23 protein-coding genes are annotated in these 21184 nt (G+C 68.4%); 11 read left to right on the forward strand and 12 right to left on the reverse strand.

The features are described 5' to 3' along the window. The coding region (locus tag DTA22_RS25700) for an SDR family NAD(P)-dependent oxidoreductase (protein ID WP_146777797.1) at positions 1–606 on the reverse strand (606 nt) is incomplete at its 3' end. A 31-nt stretch (positions 607–637) separates the two neighbouring features. Here DTA22_RS25700 and DTA22_RS25705 point away from each other — a divergent pair. The 5 genes from DTA22_RS25705 to DTA22_RS25725 all read left to right on the forward strand — a co-directional run bounded on the left by DTA22_RS25705 (position 638) and on the right by DTA22_RS25725 (position 5126). Further along, positions 638–1135, forward strand: a complete 498-nt coding sequence (locus DTA22_RS25705) for a hypothetical protein (protein ID WP_112301362.1) — start codon at positions 638–640, stop codon at positions 1133–1135. A gap of 61 nt (positions 1136–1196) precedes the next feature. Next, the gene (locus DTA22_RS25710) at positions 1197–1490 is read left to right on the forward strand and encodes a putative quinol monooxygenase (RefSeq protein WP_005249047.1); all 294 of its coding nucleotides are present in this window, start codon (positions 1197–1199) and stop codon (positions 1488–1490) included. A gap of 11 nt (positions 1491–1501) precedes the next feature. Next, positions 1502–2197, forward strand: a complete 696-nt coding sequence (locus DTA22_RS25715) for a dienelactone hydrolase family protein (RefSeq protein WP_112301363.1) — start codon at positions 1502–1504, stop codon at positions 2195–2197. A gap of 188 nt (positions 2198–2385) precedes the next feature. After that, the gene (locus DTA22_RS25720; RefSeq protein ID WP_174233866.1) at positions 2386–3834 is read left to right on the forward strand and encodes an Hsp70 family protein; all 1449 of its coding nucleotides are present in this window, start codon (positions 2386–2388) and stop codon (positions 3832–3834) included. A 71-nt stretch (positions 3835–3905) separates the two neighbouring features. Beyond that, positions 3906–5126 (forward strand): Hsp70 family protein, encoded by a 1221-nt coding sequence (locus tag DTA22_RS25725; protein WP_112301364.1) that lies wholly within the window; start codon positions 3906–3908, stop codon positions 5124–5126. Here the strand turns inward: DTA22_RS25725 and DTA22_RS25730 are convergent. Next, positions 5123–5500, reverse strand: a complete 378-nt coding sequence (locus tag DTA22_RS25730; protein ID WP_037240382.1) for a winged helix-turn-helix transcriptional regulator — start codon at positions 5498–5500, stop codon at positions 5123–5125. The genes DTA22_RS25725 and DTA22_RS25730 overlap by 4 nt on opposite strands. A 140-nt stretch (positions 5501–5640) precedes the next feature. Here DTA22_RS25730 and DTA22_RS25735 point away from each other — a divergent pair, with 140 nt between their 5' ends. Continuing rightward, a complete protein-coding gene (locus DTA22_RS25735) occupies positions 5641–6537 on the forward strand; it encodes an NAD(P)-dependent oxidoreductase (RefSeq protein ID WP_245973404.1) in 897 nt (298 codons plus the stop codon). Beyond that, positions 6534–7358, forward strand: coding sequence for an NAD(P)-dependent oxidoreductase (locus DTA22_RS25740; protein ID WP_112301366.1), 825 nt, complete (start codon positions 6534–6536; stop codon positions 7356–7358). The genes DTA22_RS25735 and DTA22_RS25740 overlap by 4 nt, the downstream gene beginning before the upstream one ends. Here the strand turns inward: DTA22_RS25740 and DTA22_RS25745 are convergent. Genes DTA22_RS25745 through lysX form a run of 4 tightly spaced genes read right to left on the reverse strand, consistent with a single transcriptional unit; the run spans position 7336 to position 12795 of the window. Continuing rightward, a complete protein-coding gene (locus DTA22_RS25745) occupies positions 7336–7935 on the reverse strand; it encodes a histidine phosphatase family protein (protein ID WP_112301367.1) in 600 nt (199 codons plus the stop codon). The two genes, DTA22_RS25740 and DTA22_RS25745, sit on opposite strands and share 23 nt — an antisense overlap. Positions 7936–7940: 5 nt before the next feature. Continuing rightward, complete coding sequence (locus DTA22_RS25750; RefSeq protein WP_112301368.1) at positions 7941–8759, reverse strand: alpha/beta fold hydrolase; 819 nt, start codon at positions 8757–8759, stop codon at positions 7941–7943. A 14-nt stretch (positions 8760–8773) separates the two neighbouring features. Further along, positions 8774–9454 carry a DUF998 domain-containing protein gene (locus DTA22_RS25755; RefSeq protein ID WP_112301369.1) on the reverse strand — a complete coding sequence of 227 codons (681 nt, stop codon included), beginning with the start codon at positions 9452–9454 and terminating at the stop codon, positions 8774–8776. Next, the gene (lysX, locus tag DTA22_RS25760; RefSeq protein WP_112301370.1) at positions 9451–12795 is read right to left on the reverse strand and encodes a bifunctional lysylphosphatidylglycerol synthetase/lysine--tRNA ligase LysX; all 3345 of its coding nucleotides are present in this window, start codon (positions 12793–12795) and stop codon (positions 9451–9453) included. Before lysX ends, DTA22_RS25755 begins: the two co-directional genes overlap by 4 nt. A 110-nt stretch (positions 12796–12905) precedes the next feature. Between lysX and DTA22_RS25765 the strand changes: the two genes are divergently transcribed. Beyond that, entirely contained in the window at positions 12906–13133 is a 228-nt protein-coding gene (locus DTA22_RS25765) for an RNA-binding S4 domain-containing protein (RefSeq protein ID WP_005263380.1), read from the forward strand. On the opposite strand, the gene DTA22_RS25770 is transcribed toward DTA22_RS25765, so the two are convergent. The 4 genes from DTA22_RS25770 to rraA all read right to left on the reverse strand — a co-directional run bounded on the left by DTA22_RS25770 (position 13124) and on the right by rraA (position 17063). Beyond that, entirely contained in the window at positions 13124–14479 is a 1356-nt protein-coding gene (locus DTA22_RS25770; protein WP_112301371.1) for a dipeptidase, read from the reverse strand. The two genes, DTA22_RS25765 and DTA22_RS25770, sit on opposite strands and share 10 nt — an antisense overlap. 21 nt (positions 14480–14500) lie before the next feature. Further along, on the reverse strand, positions 14501–14992 hold the full coding sequence (locus DTA22_RS25775) for a hypothetical protein (RefSeq protein ID WP_112301372.1): 492 nt from the start codon (positions 14990–14992) through the stop codon (positions 14501–14503). Then, positions 14992–16461: an APC family permease gene (locus DTA22_RS25780; RefSeq protein ID WP_112301373.1), complete on the reverse strand. Its 1470-nt coding sequence runs from the start codon at positions 16459–16461 to the stop codon at positions 14992–14994. Before DTA22_RS25780 ends, DTA22_RS25775 begins: the two co-directional genes overlap by 1 nt. A gap of 131 nt (positions 16462–16592) precedes the next feature. Then, complete coding sequence (gene rraA, locus DTA22_RS25785; protein ID WP_005563989.1) at positions 16593–17063, reverse strand: ribonuclease E activity regulator RraA; 471 nt, start codon at positions 17061–17063, stop codon at positions 16593–16595. Positions 17064–17104: 41 nt separating this feature from the next. Here rraA and DTA22_RS25790 point away from each other — a divergent pair, with 41 nt between their 5' ends. Further along, positions 17105–17950 carry an SDR family oxidoreductase gene (locus tag DTA22_RS25790; protein WP_112301374.1) on the forward strand — a complete coding sequence of 282 codons (846 nt, stop codon included), beginning with the start codon at positions 17105–17107 and terminating at the stop codon, positions 17948–17950. Between the two features lie 36 nt (positions 17951–17986). Then, positions 17987–18664 (forward strand): TetR/AcrR family transcriptional regulator, encoded by a 678-nt coding sequence (locus DTA22_RS25795; RefSeq protein WP_037240368.1) that lies wholly within the window; start codon positions 17987–17989, stop codon positions 18662–18664. A 30-nt stretch (positions 18665–18694) separates the two neighbouring features. Here the strand turns inward: DTA22_RS25795 and DTA22_RS25800 are convergent, their stop codons facing one another. Together DTA22_RS25800 and DTA22_RS25805 are read right to left on the reverse strand one after the other, a co-directional pair. Further along, positions 18695–19099, reverse strand: a complete 405-nt coding sequence (locus DTA22_RS25800) for a hypothetical protein (protein ID WP_112301375.1) — start codon at positions 19097–19099, stop codon at positions 18695–18697. Between the two features lie 134 nt (positions 19100–19233). Further along, complete coding sequence (locus DTA22_RS25805; RefSeq protein WP_037240363.1) at positions 19234–20139, reverse strand: oxygenase MpaB family protein; 906 nt, start codon at positions 20137–20139, stop codon at positions 19234–19236. Positions 20140–20252: 113 nt separating this feature from the next. Here DTA22_RS25805 and DTA22_RS25810 point away from each other — a divergent pair, with 113 nt between their 5' ends. Then, the gene (locus DTA22_RS25810; RefSeq protein ID WP_037240360.1) at positions 20253–21158 is read left to right on the forward strand and encodes an IclR family transcriptional regulator; all 906 of its coding nucleotides are present in this window, start codon (positions 20253–20255) and stop codon (positions 21156–21158) included. The last annotated feature ends 26 nt before the right edge of the window (positions 21159–21184 follow it).

Raw genomic sequence — 21184 nt, forward strand, 5'->3', positions numbered from 1 at the left:
CGCTCGGAGACAGTCCGACAGCATGAACACCGCGGCCTTGCTCGTCGCGTACGCGGTGAGTTGCTTCTGCGGCGTGAAAGCCGCGGCGGACGACAGGTTGACGATGTGCCCACCGGTTCCGCGGTCGATCATCTGCTGGGAGAAGGCGCGAGAGCCGTAGACGACACCCCAGAAATTCACGTCCATCACCCGCTCGAAATCCTTCTGCGGAGTCTTCGTGAACGTGCCCGAATATCCGATTCCGGCGTTGTTGACCACGATGTCGGGGGTGCCGTGCTCGGCCTGCACCTTCTCCGCGAAGCGCTGCACCTCCTCCTCCACCGCGACGTCCACCTGATACGCGTGGGAGCCGCCACCGAAGATGGCCACCGCACCGCCGCCCTTCATCTGGGCGGAGTTGATGAGATCGGAGGTCTGCTGCGCGGATTCGAGGTCGCGGTCGGCGACCACCACGACGGCGCCTTCGGACGCGAACGCCAGCGCGGTCTCGCGGCCGATCCCGCTGCCGCCGCCGGTGACGACGACGAGGGTGCCGTCGAGGTCCCGCAGGCGGTGATGCTTCCGAGAACCGCTGCGCCAGCCCCTGACTTCGCCGAGAAGACTCATGTGACCATCTTGTCCGAGTACGGTCGTTTGTGTGCTGATCTGGTACGTCAGCTATGGATCGAACATGGCGACGACGCGTCTGACCTGCTACCTGCGTGGTGGTTGTCCGGCCGGGGGCAACCTCGTGCACGCGGGCGCCCGCGACGCGAGCGCCCCGCGCGAGTCGATTCCGGTGGTGATACCCGGCTCGGTGTTCTTCGCGGGAGAGTCGCGGATCTGGGGCGGCGGCCGCGCGTTCTACGATCCCGACGCGCCCGGCTCCGTCGCGGCCCGCGCATTCCTGGTGACGCAGGAGCAGTTCGAGGACATCCACGCGCAGGAACCCGCCTGCTACGACCGTCTGGTCACGCTCGGATCCCACAACGGTGTCCCCATGTGCACGTTCACCACCCGGGCCCGCGGTGACGTCGTCGCCCGGAACGCACCGGCGCCCGCCTATCTCGCGACCATCGCGGACGGCCTCCGTGAAGCGCACGGCTGGGACGAACCGCAGGTCGCCGATTATTTGACGCGACTTCGGGTTTCCTAGCCGACCCAACTGTGCTTACGTGAGACGGGCCACACGAGGTGGCGTCCACGAAAGGGAGTCGATGTCCGATCTGCATGTCGTAGCGACCATTCCTGCCAAGCCCGGTTCCGAGGACACCGTCCGCGACGGACTGTCCGCGCTGGCCGCGGAGAGCCGCAAGGAAGAGGGCTGCATCTCGTACGAGGTGTTCGAATCAGCCGCCGTCGCGGGAACCTTCGTCACCGTCGAGGTGTGGACCGGTCAGGAGGCGGTCGACGCGCACATGAAGTCGCCGCACTTCCAGGCCGCGCTCGGGACGTTCGGTGAGCACCTCGCCGGGGCACCGGCGATCCACCCGCTGAAGCCGGTTTCCTAGAGTCGTAGTTCGTGACCACTCCACTCACCAGCATCACCCCCGAAGGTCCCGTCCGCGGCGGTGTCGTCGTCATCCAGGAGGCGTTCGGCGTCACCGGGCACATCGTCGACGTCTGCCGTCGTTTCGCCGCCGCCGGGTACCACGCGGTCGCGCCGCACCTGTTCCACCGGAGCGGCGATCCGGTGCTGGAGTACGACGACATGAAGTCGGCGATGTCGTTGATCGGTGAGCTCACCGCCGCGCACATCGGCGAGGACGTCGACGGGGCCGTCGCGGCCCTGTCGGCGGCCTCGATCGACCGGCGGAACACCGCGATCGTCGGATTCTGCATGGGCGGGACGGTCGCGTTCCACACGGCGACGCGACTCGACCTCGGGGCGGCGGTGAGTTTCTACGGCGGCGGCGTCGCGAAGGGGCGCTTCGGTTATCCATCGCAACTCGACGTCGCCGGGCAGCTCGGAACGCCGTGGCTCGGCCTGTTCGGAGACCGCGACAAGGGGATCCCGACCGCGGAGGTCGAGGAGTTGCGCGCCGCGGTCGCCCACGCCCCGGTCGACACCGAGATCGTCCGCTACGCCGAGGCCGAACACGGCTTCCACTGTGACGACCGTCCGGCCGTGTACAACGAGGCGGCCGCCCGGGACGGTTGGGCACGAACGCTGCAGTGGTTCGGCACCCACGTCGACGTTGCCGCCGGAACCGACTGACGGCGCTCCCGCCGCACCCCGGCGTACGCCGACGCCGTGTTTGTCGACCACTAGGACACGTAACGGCGTGTCGCGGATTCGGGTGGAAACCCGATGTGCGTCACGGGGGTACGGCCGAAAAGCGCCTGACGTGCCGTCCGGTCTGCTTCATGCGCGAGACCCGTGATCGAACCGTTATAGTCGGCGGCATGACTTCAGTTCTCGGTGTATCGGTAGGCGCCAGCGCGGTGCGCTTCGCGTGCCACGACGCCGTGACACTCGAAACGCCGATCTTCCAATCGCGGTCGGTGACCGCAACACTCGAACGGCCGGAGGAACTCGCTGCCGAGTCCATCGGGACGGTGCTCGCCGAGCGCGACGAGACCGACGAAGTACAGGCCATCGGTGTCGCATACCAGGACGAGGCGCAGGCCGGTGCCGTGCAGGCCGCGATGGCACGGCTGAAGATCGGCAACTTCCAGTTGGTTCCCGAAGTGACGGCCGCGCTCCAGATGCTCGAGATGTCCGGAGAACTCGGCGACCACTCGACACTCGTGTTCTACGACCTCGGCAGTTCGGGTCTCACCGTCACCGTGGTCGACCGAGACACCGGCATGGTGCTGAGCAGTGCGCGGTCGGACCAGATCAGCGGCGACCTCGTCGACCGGCTGATCTGTGACAACCAACTCGAACTGCACCGCTTCGCGCACCCTGCCGACGCGGCAGCAACGCTCGCGCTGGCCGCGCGGTGCCGCGATGCGAAGGAGCAGTTGTCCACGAACGGCGCGGTGTGCATGCCGGGCGAGGGCGGCCTTCTCCTCCTGTCGCAGGACAGTTTCGATTCGCTCATCGTGGGCCCGGTGGAGACTTCGGCGCGCCTGACCCGCGAGGTCATTCGCCGCTCGGGACGCCTTCCCGACGCCGCGGTTCTGATCGGGGGCGGCGCGCATATTCCGTTGGTCACGTCCGTGATGGAGTCCTGGCTCGACCTTCCGGTGATCGTTCCCGCACAGCCCGAACTGGTGGCCGCCGAGGGTGCGGCCCTGCTGGCGCGTCCGACGTCCGACGAGTTCGTCGCGGCGGTGGCGCCGGAGCACCGGTTCGAGCCGGAATTCGAGCCGGAGGCGGAGTTCGAGCCGGAGGCGGAGTTCGAGCCGGAACCCGAGTCGAAGTCGGCGCCGATCCGGAAGCGTCGTGGCCTCGTCCTCGCCGGCAGCGTCGTGGCCGTGGTCGCCGCGGTGGGTCTCGGACTCGGCGTCGGCACCGACCTCCTGCAGGGTTCGGAAGAGGAAGCGCAGCCGGCCGCCACGCAGTCGAACACGCAGGCGCCGGAAGCGCGGCAAGTGATACCGCCGCAGCCCACGACGACCGCGGAGGTGGCCCCGCCTGCGGACGCAGCCCCGTCGGTGGTCGACGAGCAGCCGGTGATCCCGCCGCAGACCGAGGTGCGCACCACGTACCAGCGGCAGGCGCAGAGTTCGACTCAGGCACCGGCCGCCCCCGAGAGTCAGAGTGTCGTGCCGTCCGACACGTCGGCTCCGCCGACCACATCGGAACCCGCTCCGCTCATTCCGGGTCTGCCGCAGATTCAGCTGCCGACGATTCCGCCGCCGGCGCCGCTCCCCATGCCGGAGTTTCCCCGGATACCCGGGCTCTGAGCACATATAACGAAGCCGGAGGCTGCGAGGCCCCGACACGCGTTCCGTGATCAAACCGTTATAGTCTTTCCATGGTTTCAGTTCTCGGTGTATCGGTGGGTGCCAGCGCGGTGCGCGTGGCGTATCCGGACGACGAGGGGGCCGTCATCCGGACGTTTCCGGTGGATGCCGCCCGCGAGCACCCGGAACACGTGGTTGCCGATGCCATCGAAACGGTGATAGCCGAGCGCCCCGTCGACGACGTGCAGGTCTTCGGTGTCGCGTACCGGGACGAGGCGCAGGCAGCTGCCGTGCAGGCCGCGATCGACTGCCGGCTGGTCCCGGAAGTGACGGCCGCGCTCCGGATGCTCGAGGCGTCGGGACAGCTCGGCGACCATGCGACGCTCGTGTTCTACGACCTCGGCAGCTCCGGCCTCACCGTCACCGTGGTCGACCGACTCACCGGCGCGGTGCTCGGGACGGCGCGGACCGACGAGATCAGCGGCGACGTCGTCGACCGGTTGATCCGCGACCACCAGCTCGACGAGAAGCGCATCGCGCCGCCGGCCGACGAGGTCGCGGAGTCGGAGCTCGACGCCCGTTGCCGCCGCGCCAAAGAGGAGCTGTCCACCAACACCGCGGTCTGCGTACCCGGGGACGGCGGTCTGCTCCTGCTCTCGCAGGACATTCTCGACTCGCTGATCGTGCGCCGCGTCGAGGCGTCGGCGCGCCTGGCCCGCGAGGTGATCGAATCGTCCGGGCGTGCTGCCGACGCCGTGGTTCTGATCGGGGGCGGCGCGCATATTCCGCTGGTCGCGTCTCTGATGGAATCGTGGCTCGCGCTCCCGGTGATCGTGCCGGCGCAGCCGGAACTGGTCGCCGCGGAGGGCGCTGCGCTGCTGGCGCAGGAGGACACTCCGGACCGCAACGGCGCCGAGAGGTTCGCGAAACCCGTGATCCGCGGTGGCGTTCTGGCGGGCGGTGCACTGGCCGTCGTCGCCGTGATCGGTCTCGGCCTCGGCGTCGGTGGCAGCCACCTGCAGAGCTCCGACGGTGACGCACGTCCGGTCGCCACTCAGCCGAGCAACGCGGACGTCTCTCCGTCGCCCGCGCCGGCACCGGCGTCGACGCCACCGCCGTCGGCCGCGGTGTCGGTTCCGGGCCCGGCCGAGGAGGAGGCGAGCGTGCCGGAACCCGCTCCCGCGCCTGCTCCCGCCCCGCGCCCCTTCATTCCCGGTCTGCCGCAGATTCAGCTGCCGACCCTCCCGCCGCCGCCGCCGCTCCCTCCGCTGCCCCGGATCCCGGGGCTCTAGCGGCCCGACGGATCGAGGCTCTCGCCGTTCGCCTCGATCTCACGGACGGCCACGATGTGGTCCATGTGCTCGGCGCCCCACGCGCCGAGCGGTTCGAGGGAGCGGTTGAGGGAGACGCCGAGTTCGGTCAGCGAGTACTCGACCTTCGGCGGAACCTGGTGGTAGACCTCGCGGTGCACGATGGCGTCGGCTTCGAGTTCGCGCAACTGCTGGATCAGCATCTTCTCCGAGATGCCGGGGACCAGGCGCTTGAGGTCGCCGAACCGCTGCTCGCCGGCGTGGAGCGCCCACAGGATCAGCACCTTCCACTTGCCGCCGATGACGTCGATCGCCGCATCGATTCCGCAGGAGTAGGGACGTTGCTGTCTGCGCATGACGCTCCTCACTGACTTTTTGGTAAGTACCTGACTTTGAAGTGGGTACTTGTCGAGTGTAGTGCGCACGCTGAGACTGGAGAAGGCGTTGCTCCGCAGCGTTGCCCGGTCACTCGGGCACGGACGTCCGAAAGCGAATCATGCCTGCACAACTGCCTTCCGTCACCGTCGTCGGGCTCGGGCCGATGGGCCGGGCCATGGCCGGAACACTCCTCGATCACGCCGTGCCGGTCACGGTGTTCAACCGCACCGCGTCGCGCGCCGACGCCGCCGTCGCGGCAGGCGCCCGCCGCGCGATCACCGCAAAGGACGCGCTCGACGCCGCCGATCTGGTGATCGTCAGCCTCACCCACTACCGGGCGATGTACGACCTGCTCGAACCCGCCGCCGACCGTCTCGCTGGCAAGGTCCTCGTCAACCTCAGCTCCGGCACTCCCCGCGAGGCCGAGCGTGCGGCCGCGTGGGCGGTCCGGCACGGCGCCGAATTCCTCACCGGCGGCATCATGGTTCCGGCCACGCTGGTCGGCGACGACACCGCCTACGCCTTCTACAGCGGGCCGCGCGAAGTCCTCGACCGGTGGTCCGACACGCTCGCGCTCCTCGCGCGGCCGGAGTACGTCGGCGCCGATCCGGGTCTGGCCCTGCTCTGGTACCAGGCTCTGCTCGATCTGTTCATGACCACGCTGGTCGGCACGAGTCATGCGGCGGCGCTGATGAAATCTGCCGGGGTGCAGGCCGAGACGTTCCTGCCCTACGCCTCCGACCTGCTCGCGCAGATGCCGTTCTTCCTGGACGGTGCTGCCGAGGAGATCGACCGTCGGGAGTACCCCGACGTCGGGGCGAGCCTGGCCATGATGGCCGCCGGAATCGATCACATCGCGACCACCAGCGAGGACGCGCAGATCGATTCGCGACTCCCGGTGGCGGTCCGGGACCTGTACCGGCGCGCCCTCGACCTCGGCTTCGGCGGGCACGGTTCGGGCAGTGTGTACGAGGCGATCGTCGCGCCGGCGCAGCCCGCCCGGGGCGTCGCATGACCGGCACCGACGTCACGGTTCTCGGGCTCGGCGCCATGGGACGGGCTCTCGCGGCCGCGCTGCTGCGGGCTGGGCGGACGGTCACCGTGTGGAACCGCACGCCCGAGAAAGCGGACACGTTGACGAACTCCGGTGCGCACCCGGCCGAGTCCGTGTCCGCGGCAGTACGGGCGTCGCCGCTGGTGCTCGTCTGCGTGCTCGACGACGAGACGGTGCACGAGCTGATCGAGCCGGTCGCCGGCGACCTGCGTGGAAGAACGCTCGTGAACCTGACGACGACCACACCCGAGCAGGCGCGGGCGATGGCCCGGTGGTCAGGCGTGGCGCGAGTGGAGTACGTCGACGGCGGCATCATGGCGGTGCCCGACATGATCGGCGGCGGCGACACGTTCGTGCTCTACAGCGGCGCGGCGGAGGCGTTCGACAGGAACCGGCCGGTGCTGGAACTGTTCGGTCGCGCGGTGTTCGTCGGTGACGATGCCGGCGCCGCCGCGATGTACGACCTCGCGCTGCTCGGCGCAATGTACGCCATGTTCGCCGGGTTCGAGCAGGGCGCCGCGATGGTCCGCGGCGCCGGCGGCACCGCCGGGGAACTTGCCGCGATGGCGGCGCCGTTCCTGCGGGCGATGACCGGAAGCTTCGCGGAGTTCGCGGTCGGCATCGACACTCCCGCGCGGTACGAGCCGGTGCAGAGCGCGGAATTCACCGCGGCGGCGATCGACACGATCGCACGGGCGGGCGCCGAAGCGGGCGTGCCGACCGCTCTGCCGACCGCCGTGCGCGCCGTTCTCGCGGGTTCTATCGACGCAGCATGTCCCTGACGTGACCGGTCTCGTTGACCGACGCCACTCGCCGCTCACCGCTGCGGGAGACGAGCACCCGGGTCACGGACACGTACTCGATCGGGAACACGAGGGGTCGGTCGAGCCCCAGCAGTTGCTGCAGGAACACGTTGATGACACCGCCGTGGGCGAACACGGCGACGGTGTCCTCGTGGCCGGACTCGTCGACGATGCGGCCGAGGGACTCGAACACCCGCGCGCGGAACGCGTCGGCGTCGACGGACTTCGGGAACTCGCCGGCCCGAATCCGGGCGAACGCCTCGGGCGCCCGCGCCTCCGCCTCGTGGAACGGGATGTAGTGGTCGAGGTCGTAGTCGTATTCCGCGAGGCCGACGTACTCGGCGACGGGCAGGTTGAGGGCCTCGGCGACCGGCGCAGCCGTCTCGAGTGCGCGCCGCTGCGGGCTGCTCACGATCCGGGCAATGCGGTACGGGGCCAGCGCGGCAGGCAGCCGCTTGGCCTGGGCGTGACCTTCCTCGGTCAGTGCGGGGTCCGCGCGCCCGTCGGACGCGGTGACGAGCTCGGGCAGCGCGTGGCGGATCAGTAGCAGTTGCACGTCGATCAGCTTGCCAGCTCCCGTACCAGTGCCGCGATCTGGCCGGGCTGATCGATCATGGCGTGGTGGTGCGCGGGACGTACGACACGGAACGCGGCGCCCAGGAACTCGGCGAACTGTCTCTGCATGCGGATCCACGCCGATCCCCAGGGCGTCGGACGTCCGGTGTGGGCGGCGGCCACGACGACGGGTGCCGGCATCGTCGTGGTCTCGCGCAGTTCGGCCAGCTCTTCGGCCAGAGCCGGGTACGACGCGTTCTCGACGATCGAGGATTCGAGGTACGCGGGCTCGCGGTAGATCCGTTCGACCCAACGACGAGTGTCCGGCGCGACCCCGTCGGGCGGTGTCGAGTGGTTCAGGATCCGGCGGACCGTGGGGCCGAGGAGGCGTTGCAGCCCCACTCTGCTGGCCGTTCGGGCCACCCGTCTGCCCATCGTGACGCGCCACCGGGTCGGGATCACACGGTGCGGATGAGCCGTGACGGTGGCGTCCAACAGGATCACACCGCCGGTTCGGTCGGGGTACAGCCGGGCGAAGGCCTCGACGTAGATGCCGCCGAGCGAGTGGCCGACGAGCACTGCCGGAGTGGCCACGGAAAGCGCGTCGAGGACGTCGGCGATTCTCTCGGCCTCGCCGCGAGCGGACGGCCTCTCGGCGGAGGGGGGACTGAACCCGTACCCGGGACGATCGATCCGCACCACGAGGCAGCTCCCGGACAGCAGCTCGGCCACCTCGTCCCAGTCGAACCAGTTGCCGCCCAGACCGCCGTAGAGGACGACGGGTGGGCCCTCACCGTCGACCACCACGTGCACTCCCGCGACCATTTCCCCAGGACGTTTCACGTGGAACCATCCGTTTCCGGGGTGATGTGAATCACGCTGAGCGCCACGAAGATCAGCCATCCGCAGAACGCGAGCAGCTGGACGCGCTGGCCGAGTCCGAGCCAGGCGTCCTGTTCGTCGCGCACTCCCGCGGCCGTCAGCGTCCAGACCGTGCCCCCGACGAACACCGTCGCGACGGCCGCGCCGGTAATTTTCAACCAGGTCGGCCAGCGGTAGCGGAACGCGGCCAACAGGAACGCGAGACTCGACACCACACCTCCCGTCGAGGCGGATGCGCTGGTCACGGCGTGCAGATCATGGGTGAGCGGCAGGTGTCCGGCGGCCTCACGCGCAGCGCAGACGGGGTCGTTGGTGGCCGCGCAGCTCATCGGCAGACGCGAATCCGCGATGGTCGCGAGCGCGAACACGATCAGCGCGAGCCACCCGACCGCCGTCACCCAGCCCTGCGAGTACCGCGACAGTCCCAGCACCCCGGCCACGGCGACGACGCATCCGGTCAGCAGGTCGCCGGTCCGGAACCAGAATCCGTACGGCTGGTCCGCCGCGGCGAGTTCGCTCGCGAACCCCCGCAGCGGGTCGATGCCCGTGTCCAGCACGAATTCGAGCAGCCACGACGCGTAGCCGACGGCGCCGAGGATCAGCAGCGCCGCGACGGCCACCCGGCCACGGGAGGTCATTGCCTCGGCTTGGCCAGGGGGAACGCGAGTGTTTCACGGATGCTGCCGCCGGTGATGAGCATGACCACCCGGTCGACGCCCATCCCGAGCCCACCGGTCGGGGGCATGGCGTGTTCGAGGGCCTGCAGGAAGTCCTCGTCGAGTTCCATCGCCTCCTCGTCGCCGCCGGCCGCGAGCATCGACTGCTCGGTGAGACGGTTCCGCTGATCGACCGGGTCGGTGAGTTCGCTGTACGCGGTGCCGAGTTCGACACCCCACGCGACGAGGTCCCATTTCGCGGCGACGCCCGGAATCGTGGGGTGCGGCCGGGTGAGCGGTGACATCGACGTCGGGAAGTTGGTGTAGAAGGTGGGGAACTCGGTGTAGTCCTCCACCAGGTGCTCGTACATCTCCTGCGCCACGGCGCCCGCGTCCCAGGTGGACTGGTACGGGATCTCGTGCTCGTCGCACAGCCGTTGCAGTTCCGCGAGCGGCGTCTCGGGTGAGACGTCGACGCCGAGTTTCTCGGCGACCGCCTGGTGCATCGTCTTGACGGGCCATTCGCCGGAGATGTCGATCTCCACGAGTGTGCCGTCGGGGCCGGGGCGCATGATGATCTCGCGCCCGTATGCCGCGATCGCCGCGGTCTGGATGAGCTCCCGGCACAGCACCATCATCTTCTCGTAGTCGCTGTGCGCCTCGTACGCCTCGAGGATCGTGAACTCCGGGTTGTGTTTGAAATCGACGCCCTCGTTGCGGAACACGCGGCCGATCTCGAACACCTTCTCCATGCCGGCGACGCACAACCGCTTGAGGTACAGCTCCGGCGCGATCCGCAGGTACAGGTCCAGGTTGTAGGCGTTGATGTGGGTCAGGAACGGTGCCGCGTTGGCGCCGCCGTGTACCTGCTGCAGGATCGGGGTCTCCACCTCGAGGAAGCCGCGGCCGCCGAGCGAATCGCGCAGCGATTTCACGACGGCGCTGCGGGCCTCGAGCAGTCGGCGGGCGTCGGAGTTGATGGCGAGGTCGACGTATCGCTGCCGGACGCGGGTCTCCGGGTCGGACAGGCCCTTCCACTTGTCCGGCAGGGGGTGCAGGCACTTGCCGGTCATGCGCCACTCGTTCGCGAGCAGCGACAGCGCTCCGCGGCGGCTGTATCCGATGACGCCGGCGACCTCGACGAGGTCACCGAGGTCGAACTCGGCGGCGAATGCCCGGATGCGGTCGGTGCCTACCCGGGCCTCGTCGACGAGGATCTGGATGTCGCCGGACCAGTCCCGGACCACCGCGAACACGACCCCGCCGTAGTCGCGGATCCGGAGCAACCGGCCTGCGATGCGGACCGTCGTTCCCTCCGGCGACTCCACGGCCTCCGTCACCGTGTGTGTCGGCGGATACGCGACGGGGTAGGGGTCGATGCCCTGTTCGGCGAGGCCGGCCAGCTTGTCGAGCCGGACGCGGACCTGCTCGGGACGTTTCGGTCCGGTCGCCGTCGGTGCGAGGCCTTCGCCGGGTGCGCTGCCGTCGGAGTGCAGCCCTTCGGCGGCGACGACGGCGGCGGGGACCGCGGCGTGGGTGCCGGTGTGCTCGAGGGCGTCCCGGGTTCCGGAGCGGCCGAACCGGGGCAGGGTCACGAATCCTTCCGCGACGGCCGACGCGAATCCGACGCGCAGCAGTTCCCGGTTGTCCTCGAAGCAGAGGTACCGCGGAACCCATTCCGGCTGGTACTTCACGTTGGACCGGTAGAGCGCCTCGAGCTGCCACCAGCGGGAGAAGAAGACGAGGATCGAGCGCCAGATCCGCAGGATGGGTCCTGCCCCGATGCGGGAGCCTTCCTCGAAGACCGAGCGGAACACCGCGAAGTTCAGCGACACCTTGGTGATGCCGAATTGATCGGAGGTGGTGGCCAGTTCGGACACCATCAGTTCCACCACCCCGTTGGGGGAGGTCGGCTTGCGGCGCATCAGGTCGAGGGAGACACCGGTGGGCCCCCACGGCACCAGCGACAGGATGCCGTCGATCTCACCGTCCTCGGCGATCGCCTCCACCAGCAGGCAGTCGCCGTCCAGACGGTCACCGAGTCGGCCGAGGGCCATGGAGAATCCGCGCTCGGTCTCGGTGTCGCGCCACGCGTCCGCGAGCCGGATCGTTTCGGCCATCTCCTCCGCGGGGACGTCCCGGTGCCTGCGGATCCGGACGGTGACTCCTTGGCGCCGGACACGGGTGACGGCTTGCCGGACCTGCCGCATGTCGCGTCCGCTGAGGTTGAACTCGCGGGTGCGGAGGATGGCTTCGTCGCCGAGTTGGAGCACGGTGAGACCGGCCTTGTTGTACGCGGTGGCGCCGGTTTCGCTGGCACCCATCACGGCGGTGGCCCAACCGTATTGGGACGCGAGTGCCTGCCACGCCTCGATCGCGTGGGGCCACGCCTCCGGGTCGCCGATCGGGTCGCCGCTGGCCAGGCACACGCCGAGTTCGACGCGGTAGGTGATGGCCGCCTTCCCGCTGGGTGCGAACACGACGGCCTTGTCGCGGCGGGTGGCGAAGTAGCCGAGGGAGTCGTCCGCGCCGTACTGCAGCAGGAGTCCGCGCAACGCCGATTCGTCGTTGCCGGTGAGGGCATTGTGGGACCGCTGGGCGCGGAACAGGGTGATGACGGCGGCCAGCAGAGCGATCGCGCCGAACAGGCCGAGGAGGGTGTTGACGAATCCGTGTGGCCGCCCGGTGAATTGTTCGTTGTCGGCGGCGGCGAGCGCGGTCACGCGGTTCAGCGCCCACAGGAAGCGTTCTCCCTGTGGCAGGGTGCCGGGGAACAGTTCGACGAGTCCCCACCCGAGGAGGGTGCCGATGGCGAGTCCGGCGATCAGTACACCGAGGGCTTTCCAGCCGGCGCCGCGCCGGACCCGGGTGTAGAACTCCGGGCGGGCCGCGACGAGGATGCCGATCAGCACCACCTGCACCACGGCGGCGACCATCGCATTCACGTTCCGGTCCGTGATGCTCACGACGACGTTGGAGATCAGGAACAGAATCAGGTAGATCGTCAGCAGCCACCAGGCGATCCGTTTGCGGCTCGCCAGCGCCGCCGCGAGCAGCGCGACCACCAGAGCCCACGACAGGCTGGTGTCGGGGGCGTCGAAGTAGTAGGTGTCGACGTATTCCCGCGGCACGTGCACGTAGTAGCGCAGCACCGGCGAGATGCTCCACAGGAACACGAGCACCGAGAAGACGCCCAGGATCAGTCCCGCGATGTGAGGAACCTGGTGCAGGCGCCCGTTCTTCGAGCCGAGGGCGGGGCGGGGCCGTGGTGCGGTGGGGGCGGCCGCCTCGGACGCGTGGTGTGTCTCGGTGCTAGCTGACATCGAGCGTTTCCTTCCCGGCGAGAGATACGTACCGATCACGGGAGACAGGTGTTCCAGTGTTCAGTGTGAGCCGTCGGGCCGCGATTTGGGTGGAGAGGGAAGATAGAGGCATGTCCGACATTCACGACGCCGTCCCGATCCGCGACGAATCCATCCGCCTCGGCCAATTCCTCAAGCTCGCCAACCTCATCGAGTCGGGTGCGGAGGCGAAGGAAGTGATCGCCGACGGACTCGTGTCGGTGAACGGTGAGGTCGAGGTGCGGCGGGGGCGGCAGTTGCGGGACGGGGACGTCGTGGAGATCGGTGGGATGACGGCCCGGGTCAGTTCTCAGTCCTGACGGTTCGCGGTCGCGAACCTCTGCAGGAACAGCGCCTCGGCGACGGCGAGGTTCTCGATCTCGCTGGGATCCACACTTTCGTTGGGGGCGTGGATGAGGCAGCGCGGTTCCTCCACCCCGATCAGGGCGATCTCCGCATTCGGGACGACGGCGGAGAAGACGTTGCACAGCGGGATGGAGCCGCCCTGCCCGACGGTTCCGAGTTCCTTCCCGAACGCCTCCTCCATCGCCGCGCCGAGTGCGGCGTAACCGGGACCGTCGGTGGTCGCCCGGAACGGGGAGCCCACCGCTTCGCGGTCCACGGTCACCCGCGCATTCCACGGGGCGGCGTTCTCGAGGTGCGCGGCGAGCGCGTCCTGCGCCTTCTGCGGGTCCATGCCGGGCGGCACCCGCAGGTTGAGGCGGGCCGATGCGCGCGGCTGGATGGCGGCGGCCGAGCCGACCACCGGCGGGCAGTCGATGCCGAGGATCGTCAGGGCAGGCCGTGCCCACACGGCGTTGGCGACGGAACCCGTACCGGCGAGACTGACACCGTCGAGCACGCCGGCGTCGGTGCGGAACTGTGCCTCGGGGTAGTCGACGCCCGCCCACTTCTGGTCCGAGTCGAGCCCGTCGACGACGGTGTTGCCGTCCGCGTCACGCAGGGTGGCGAGCATCTGGACGAGGGCGGCCAGCGCGTCGGGGGCGGGTCCGCCGAACATGCCCGAATGCACCTCCCCGGCCAGGGTCTCGACGTGGACCACGACGTTCGCGATGCCGCGCAGCGTTGTGGTGACGGTCGGGCTGCCGACCGCGGCGTTTCCGGTGTCGACGGCGAGGATCATGTCGGCGTCGAAGAGTTCGGGCCTGGCCTCGACGAGGTTCTCGAGCCCGCCGGTGCCCATCTCCTCCGACCCTTCGGCGACGATTCTGATGCCGACGGGGAACGGGGTGCCGAGCGCGCGCAGCGCCAGCAGGTGCATCACGATGTTGCCCTTGCAGTCGGCCGCGCCGCGCCCGTACCAGCGGCCGTCCCGCTCGGTGAGGGTGAAGGGGTCGGTGTGCCAGAGCTTCTCGTCGCCGGGCGGTTGAACGTCGTAGTGGCAGTACAGCAGTACCGTCGGGGCACCCTCGGGCGCGGCCTGGTGGCCGACGACGGCGTGTGAACCGTCGGATGTCTCGAGCAGTTCGACCTGTCCGATTCCCGCTCCGATGAAGGCGTCCCGGACCCATTCGGCGGCGCGAACGCATTCCTCCGGTGGGAACTGCCGCGGATCGGCCACCGACCGCATCGCCACCAGCGCGGCGAGTTCGTCACGCGCCGCGGGCATCAGCTCGGCTACCTTGGAACGGATTTCGTCGGACATCAACGCCTCCTCGGGGTTCCCCTAATTCTCGTCCACGAGTTTCAGATCGGCGACGGCGGACTCGAATTCCGCCGACCTGTCCGGGCAGTACACGGAGATCGCCAGTCGCTCGCCCTCGACGAGATTGCTGGTCGCGAGAATCGGACGCTGTCCGGGCCCGGCTGCTCCGCTCACCAGCTGCTGATCCAGCACGCCCGTCTTCAGGGCGTTGTCCGGATCGGTGCACGCCGCGGCACCGTCGGTTCCGAGCACGCGGGCGGTCGCGTCGACGTCGAGCGGCCCGAGCCTGGCTCGTTCGAATCGTTCCGACAGTTCGGTGGCCTTGGCTACCGCCTCGGCGGACTGCTTGTGCTGGTTGAACACCACGAGACCCCAGACGAGGAGTCCGACGAACGCGGCGGCAAGGACGGAATACAGGATCCAGTGGGTGTTTTCAGGTCTCTTGTGCAGGTCGTCGACCGGGGCGGTGTTCACGGACTGGTCGTCGGGGCCCATGCGCCCGGAGGTGGTCATCATGCCTCCCCGGCGAGCGGGTCGGCCGCCAGGTCCTGTTTCCAGGACGGTTTGCGGAGCGCGAGGATCAGCAGCGGGACGCCGAGTCCGACGATTCCGAATCCGCCCCCGACGATGAGGACGTAGACGAGCACGCTGCCGCCGCCGAATTGGGAGGGCGGAACGAAGCCGATGCAGAAGGCGGCGAGGCTCGCGACGATGCCCACCCAGCACAGCACGAACAGCGCGGGCGCACGGTAGCCGCGGGGGTGGTCCGGCTGTTGCCTGCGCAGCCGCATCGCGGCGACGAACATCAGCACGTACACCACGAGATACACCTGGGTGGTGATGACGGAGAGGATCCAGTACGCGCTCGACACCTCGGGGATGAACGCGTAGAGAAGGGCGATCAGGGTGGTGACCACACCCTGCGCCACCAGGATGTTCTGCTGGATGCCGTGTTTGTTGAGCCGCTGCAGGATCGGTGGCAGGAATCCGTCCTGACGTCCGATCATGAGCAGTCCCTTGGACGGTCCCGCGAGCCAGGTGAGCATGCCGCCGAGGGAGGCGGCGATGAGCATGAGGGCCAGAACGGGAGTGGCCCAGCCGAACCCGAAGTGGGCGAAGAAGGTGTCGAACGCCTGCATCACGCCTGCGGTCAGCGACAGCTTCTCGGCGGGCACCACCCAGCTGATGGCGATGGCGGGAAGGATGAAGATTCCGAGGACCAGTCCCATGGCCACGAACATCGCCCGGGGGAACTCGCTCGCCGGTCTCCGCAGGCTGGAGACGTGGACGGCATTCATCTCCATGCCCGAGTAGGAGAGGAAGTTGTTGACGATCAGCACGAGACTGGCGATGCCGGTCCAGGCGGGGAGCAGGGCGCTGAATTCCATCGGTGCGGCCGAGGCATTGCCCTGGCCGAGGAACACGATGCCCATCACGATGAGCAGCACACCGGGAATCAACGTGCCCAGTACCAGTCCGGCGCTCGACAGACCCGCGACGGCCTTCATTCCCCGGGAGGACACGAGAACACCGGTCCAGAACAGGGTGACGATGATGATGGCCGTGTACAGCCCGTTCGCGGCGAGGGCCGGATTGATCACGTACGCAAAGGTGCTCGCGACGTAGGCGAGGAGCGTCGGATAGTAGAAGATCGTCATCGCGAACTGGCACCAGACGGCCAGGAATCCCATCTTCGCCGAGATGCCTTCGCCCACCCAGCGGTAGACGCCACCGGACCATCCGGAGGCGAGCTCCGCGGAGACCAGCGACGTCGGCAGCAGGAAGACGATGGCGGGCACGACGTACAGGAACACGCAGGCCAGCCCGTACACGGCCATCGAGGGTGCCGATCTCAGACTGGCCACCGAACTGGTGGTCATCATGGCCAGCGCGATCCAGGTGATGTATTGCTGCCGGGGCGCGGCTCGCACCGATCGGGGCGCGTCTTCCCGGCTGGTCTCTCCGGCGGCGTCGACACTCATCGGCTTCACCCTCCGTAGGAGCGGGTCGTGCGAACGACCGCTGGATTCCTCCGGATTATTGCGTCAGCGCTCGAAGCCTCGCAGCGGTTCGGGACCGATAGATACCGAACCGCCGCTCGGTTCTCGCCGGATCAGCGGACGACGACGCCGTCCTGATCGCTGTAGACGGTCTCGCCGGGATTGAACGTGACGCCGCCGATCTCGATCGGGACGTTCTTCTCACCGGAGCCGGTCTGGGTGCTCTTGCGGGGGTTGGTGCCCAGCGCCTTGACGCCGATGTCGAGGGTCTTCAGGATCGCCGAGTCGCGGACCGCACCGTTGACGATCACGCCGGCCCAGCCGTTGTCGACGCCGCGTCCGGCGATGATGTCGCCGACCAGGGCGGTGTGGATGCTGGCGTCACCGTCGACCACGAGGACGCCGCCGTTGCCGGGCTCGCCGAGGGTCTGCTTGACCAGCAGGTTGTCCTGGAAGCATTTGATGGTGGTGATGGGGCCGGAGAACACTTCACGGCCACCGAACTGGATGAACTGCGTGTCGCAGCTCCGGATGTCGGGTCCGATCTCGTCTGCCAGGTCAGCGGTTGCCACGGGTTCAGTCATACGCGTCAGGATAGAGGGCAGGCGCTGGGAGAATGCGGGCCATGACCATTGCAGTGACAGGAGCCACGGGGTCCATCGGCGGCAGGGTGCTCGAGCGGCTCGGCGGCGGCGCCGGGGTCCGGCTGATCGGGCGGAACGCGCAGCGGCTCGAGCCGCTGGCCGAGCATTTCGACTCCGCGTTCGCGGTGGCCACGTATGCCGACGGTCCGGCGATGACCGCCGCGCTGGACGGCGTCCGGTTGCTGTTCCTGGTCTCGGGCCACGAGAGCGCCACCCGCCGCGAGGAGCACCGCACCGCCGTGGACGCCGCCCGTGCCGCCGGGGTGGAGCGGATCGTCTACCTGTCGTTTCTGGGCGCGGCGCCCGAGTGCACGTTCACGTTCGGGCGCGACCACTACTTCACGGAGCAGCACATCCGGGAGAGTGGTCTGAAGTACACGTTCCTGCAGGACAGCTGGTACCAGTCGATGATCCCGCTGATGGCCGACGAGCAGGGCGTCATTCGGGGTCCCGCCGGGGACGGCCGGGTGAGCGCGGTGGCGCCGGACGACGTCGCCGATGCGGTGACGGCGGTGCTCACCACCGGAAACGGCGACCATGACGGCGTCACCTACCGGCTGACCGGACCGGAAGCGTTCACCCTCACGGAGGCCGCCGAGACGATCACGAGGGTGACCGGACGTTCGGTGCGGTTCGAGAACGAGACCCTGGACGAGGCGTACGCGTCCCGCGCTCACTTCGGGGCGCCGGACTTCGAGGTCGCAGGGTGGGTGACCTCGTACGCAGCGATCGCGGCCGGTGAGTTGGCCGTGGTGACGGGGGACGTCGAGACGCTCACCGGGCGGCCGCCGCAGACCTTCGCCGACTATCTGAACAGCTACACTTGACCCGTCCTGGCATAGCGAGCGGTAGATAGGTCTTTGATGGTCAGCTCATCCAAGGGTGCGACGCCCACCGAGGTCGGCAACGCAGCAGACTGGCGCCGCCTCGAACCCACGAAGTTGACGCCGATCCTCAGCGCCTCCCTCGACGCGTTCTACGAACACGGCTTCCACGGCACCTCGGTGCGCGACATCGCCCGCCGAGTCGGTGTCACGGTACCCGCTCTCTATTACCACCACGAGAACAAGGAGGCCGTTCTCCTGGCGCTCCTGGAACTCTCCACCAGCGACGTTCTCGAGCGCGCCCACGCCGCGAGCGCCGACGGCGGCGACGATCCGGTGCAGCGACTGGCCAACGTCATCGAGGCGATCGTGCTGCGGATGACCATGCGATCCCGGCTGGCGGCGCTCGAGAGCGAGGTGCGCTACCTGAGCCCGGAGAATCGGCAGCGTTACCGCACGGTCCGCAAGGGTGTGGAGGAACTGGTCCTCGAGATCGTCAAGGAAGGCAAGAAGCGGGAGCTTTTCGACGTGGCGGATGCCGCGGAGACGACGCGGGCGCTTCTCGGTATGTGCCAGTCGATTCCGCGTTGGTATCACGCCGAGGGCAAGCTGACCCCGGACGCCGTTGCCCGCAAGTACGTCGAGATCGCGATGAAGACGGTGGGATCCACCGAGGCTCCCGTCAAACCGAAGAAGAGGCGCACCGCCGACGTCTGACCGGCGATGCGCCTCGGCAGGTTTCGGTTGTCAGCTCCCCAGGCCCAGCCCCGGTGACGGGACGGCGTCGAACTGCGTCGTCGTCTCGGCGGGGGTGCCGTTCGGTGGGGCGTAGGTGAACACGACTGTGTAGCGGCCGGCCTCGTGCGTCCGGATCGCTGCCGTCCCGGCACCGAGGGTGAGCGGGATGGTTCGTGTGTTCACGTCGCCGTCGGGCTCGGTGATCTCGAGTTCGACCGGAGTGGATCCGTCCGTGCCGGTCGGGGTGGGGGTGACCAGCGCGCCGAGCGTCACCAGATTGTTGGCGTGCACGGTCCCGATGGGCGGAACGACGGTGATCTGATAGGTGGTTGCGGCGGTTGCCGTGGGCGCCAGAGCGAGTGAGGCCGCTCCTGCCAGTGCGGCAATGGTCAGGGTCCCTCGCGAGAAGTGCACAAAATCCCTTCCTGTCGACGGTCTCTACGCGCAGCCACGTTACGGCAGAACCGGGAGTTGCCCACCCTCATTCGCCGTGTGTCCGAGAATAGTTCGAACACACGGCTTTCCGTCGATCACATCTCCAAAGCGGTTCAGGATGCGGTGTTTTCCCGCGCGACCGTACCGTTGGTGTGCTGTACGGGGCAGGTTCTGGGGAAGGTGCCCAGTTTCTCCACTTCGTACCCGGTCGGGTAGCTGCGAATGTTGGGGAGGTCGCGGGCGAACTTGGGCTCGGTGCGCACGGGGTAGAACCGGACGAGGCGTGCGCGAGCCTTCAGCGCCCCGCGGGAGAGCGTCCGCACGAGGCGGGAGGGCCTGCGGTAGGCGAACGCGTCGAGAAGCGGATCGTCCATGAGTGCCCAGGAGAATCGCTTGATCAGGGCGGCGGGCGCGAGGTTGTTCGGCGGGAACGTGCAGAGGAGTTCGAGCGTGGAGTCGGCGACGGCGCGGCCACCCTGATCGAAGAGGAAGTGCTCACGCTCGTAGTCGTCGAGGAACGTCTCGAACGCCTCGAACGTCTCGGGAATCTCCTTGATGCCCATGTACTTGCCGAGCGCACGGTAGTAGTTGGTGGATCCGACGATCTCGTTGCGGGTGAGTTTCCGCCAGCCGAAGTCGTCGATCCAGCGCACCGGGGTCACCACGAACGTCGACAGCACGTACCGCATGTCGTCGTTGGAGATGTCGTAGGAGCCGTGCATCTGGTTCATCCGGCGGATCCCGGCGCGGCCGGGATCGCTGGTGAAGCCGTGTTCGAGGACGGCGTCGAGGATCAGTCCGGTGTCGTCGTAGCGCTTCTGCACGCGTTCGGTGAACTCGCCGGTCTCGAACAGCAACCGGCCGATGGTGGGCACGGCGTACGTCCGGAACAGCGCGAAGCTGAGGGCTTGATTGATGTCCCAGGGAAATTCCTGCGTGGCGAGAATCCGGTAGATCTCTTCGTGCTGCGTCTCGGGATCGAGTCGCTCGGTCCGGTGACGTAGATCGAAGCGTTTCATGAGTTTCACTTCCTGCAGCGGCTGTGAGATGACCAGGCAATTTAGCGATCGTTCAGACAGCTCGACTGTATCGCCCGTCACAGTGCGACGCCAGAGTGGCATTATGCAAACACATGGCGCGAAATTCACCGCAGACCGAACGCATCGTGATGCTGACCGAACTCCTCGCGGACGAGCCGGAGACGCCCCGGAGCCTCGCCGACATCGCCCGGCACCTCGGCGTCGCGAAGGCCACCTGCTATCCGATGGTCGTGGCGCTGACCGAGGCCGGCTGGCTCATCCGGCACCCCACCCGCAAGACCTACCGTCTCGGTCCCGCGCTGATCCCGGTCGGACGCGCCGCCGAGACGGCCACGGACGTCGTCGACCTCGCGCGGTCGGTGATGCACGAACTGGCCGACGCGTCCGACATGGCATCCATCGCGTTCGTGCAATCGGGAAGCGACGTGGTGGTGGCGGAGGTGGTGCAACCAGTGGGGGGACGCCGCGGAACCCTGGGCCTGCGGCTCGGCGACAAGGTGCTGCTCGCGCCGCCCATCGGGTCGGGGATCGCGGCCTGGTATCCGCCGGAGCAGCGCGAGGAATGGTATGCCCTCGGCGGGCAGAATCTGGGTGTCGACGTGGACGTGCTGCGGGCGACGTACGAGCCGGCCCTCGCACTCGTCCGGGAGCGCGGATACGCGATGGAATGCATGGAACAGCAACAGCATTCACTGGCGGATGCCGTGTCGGAACTTCGCGGTCGCGGTGTGGGCGGGCACCGCTCGACCGTCGCGCTGCGGGAGGCGCGGAAACTGTTGTCGGCGGATGCGGTGGTCGGTGACATCGACCCGGAGGGCAGCTACCAGCCGCTGTCGATCAATGCCGCGGCGTTCGACCGGGACGGTGAACCCGCGGTCGTGCTGTGTGTGGCCGATGCTTCCCGTCCGATGTCGGGTGTGCGCACGGCGGAGATCGGTGAATTGGTCCGCGACGCCGCGGCGCGGGTGACGGCCGCCATGCACGGCCGCCACCCGTGAGTACTTGTCAACCGCGGGCGGTTGAC

Source organism: Rhodococcus wratislaviensis (assembly GCF_900455735.1).
In the GTDB taxonomy this organism is placed as follows: Bacteria; Actinomycetota; Actinomycetes; order Mycobacteriales; family Mycobacteriaceae; genus Rhodococcus_F; species Rhodococcus_F wratislaviensis.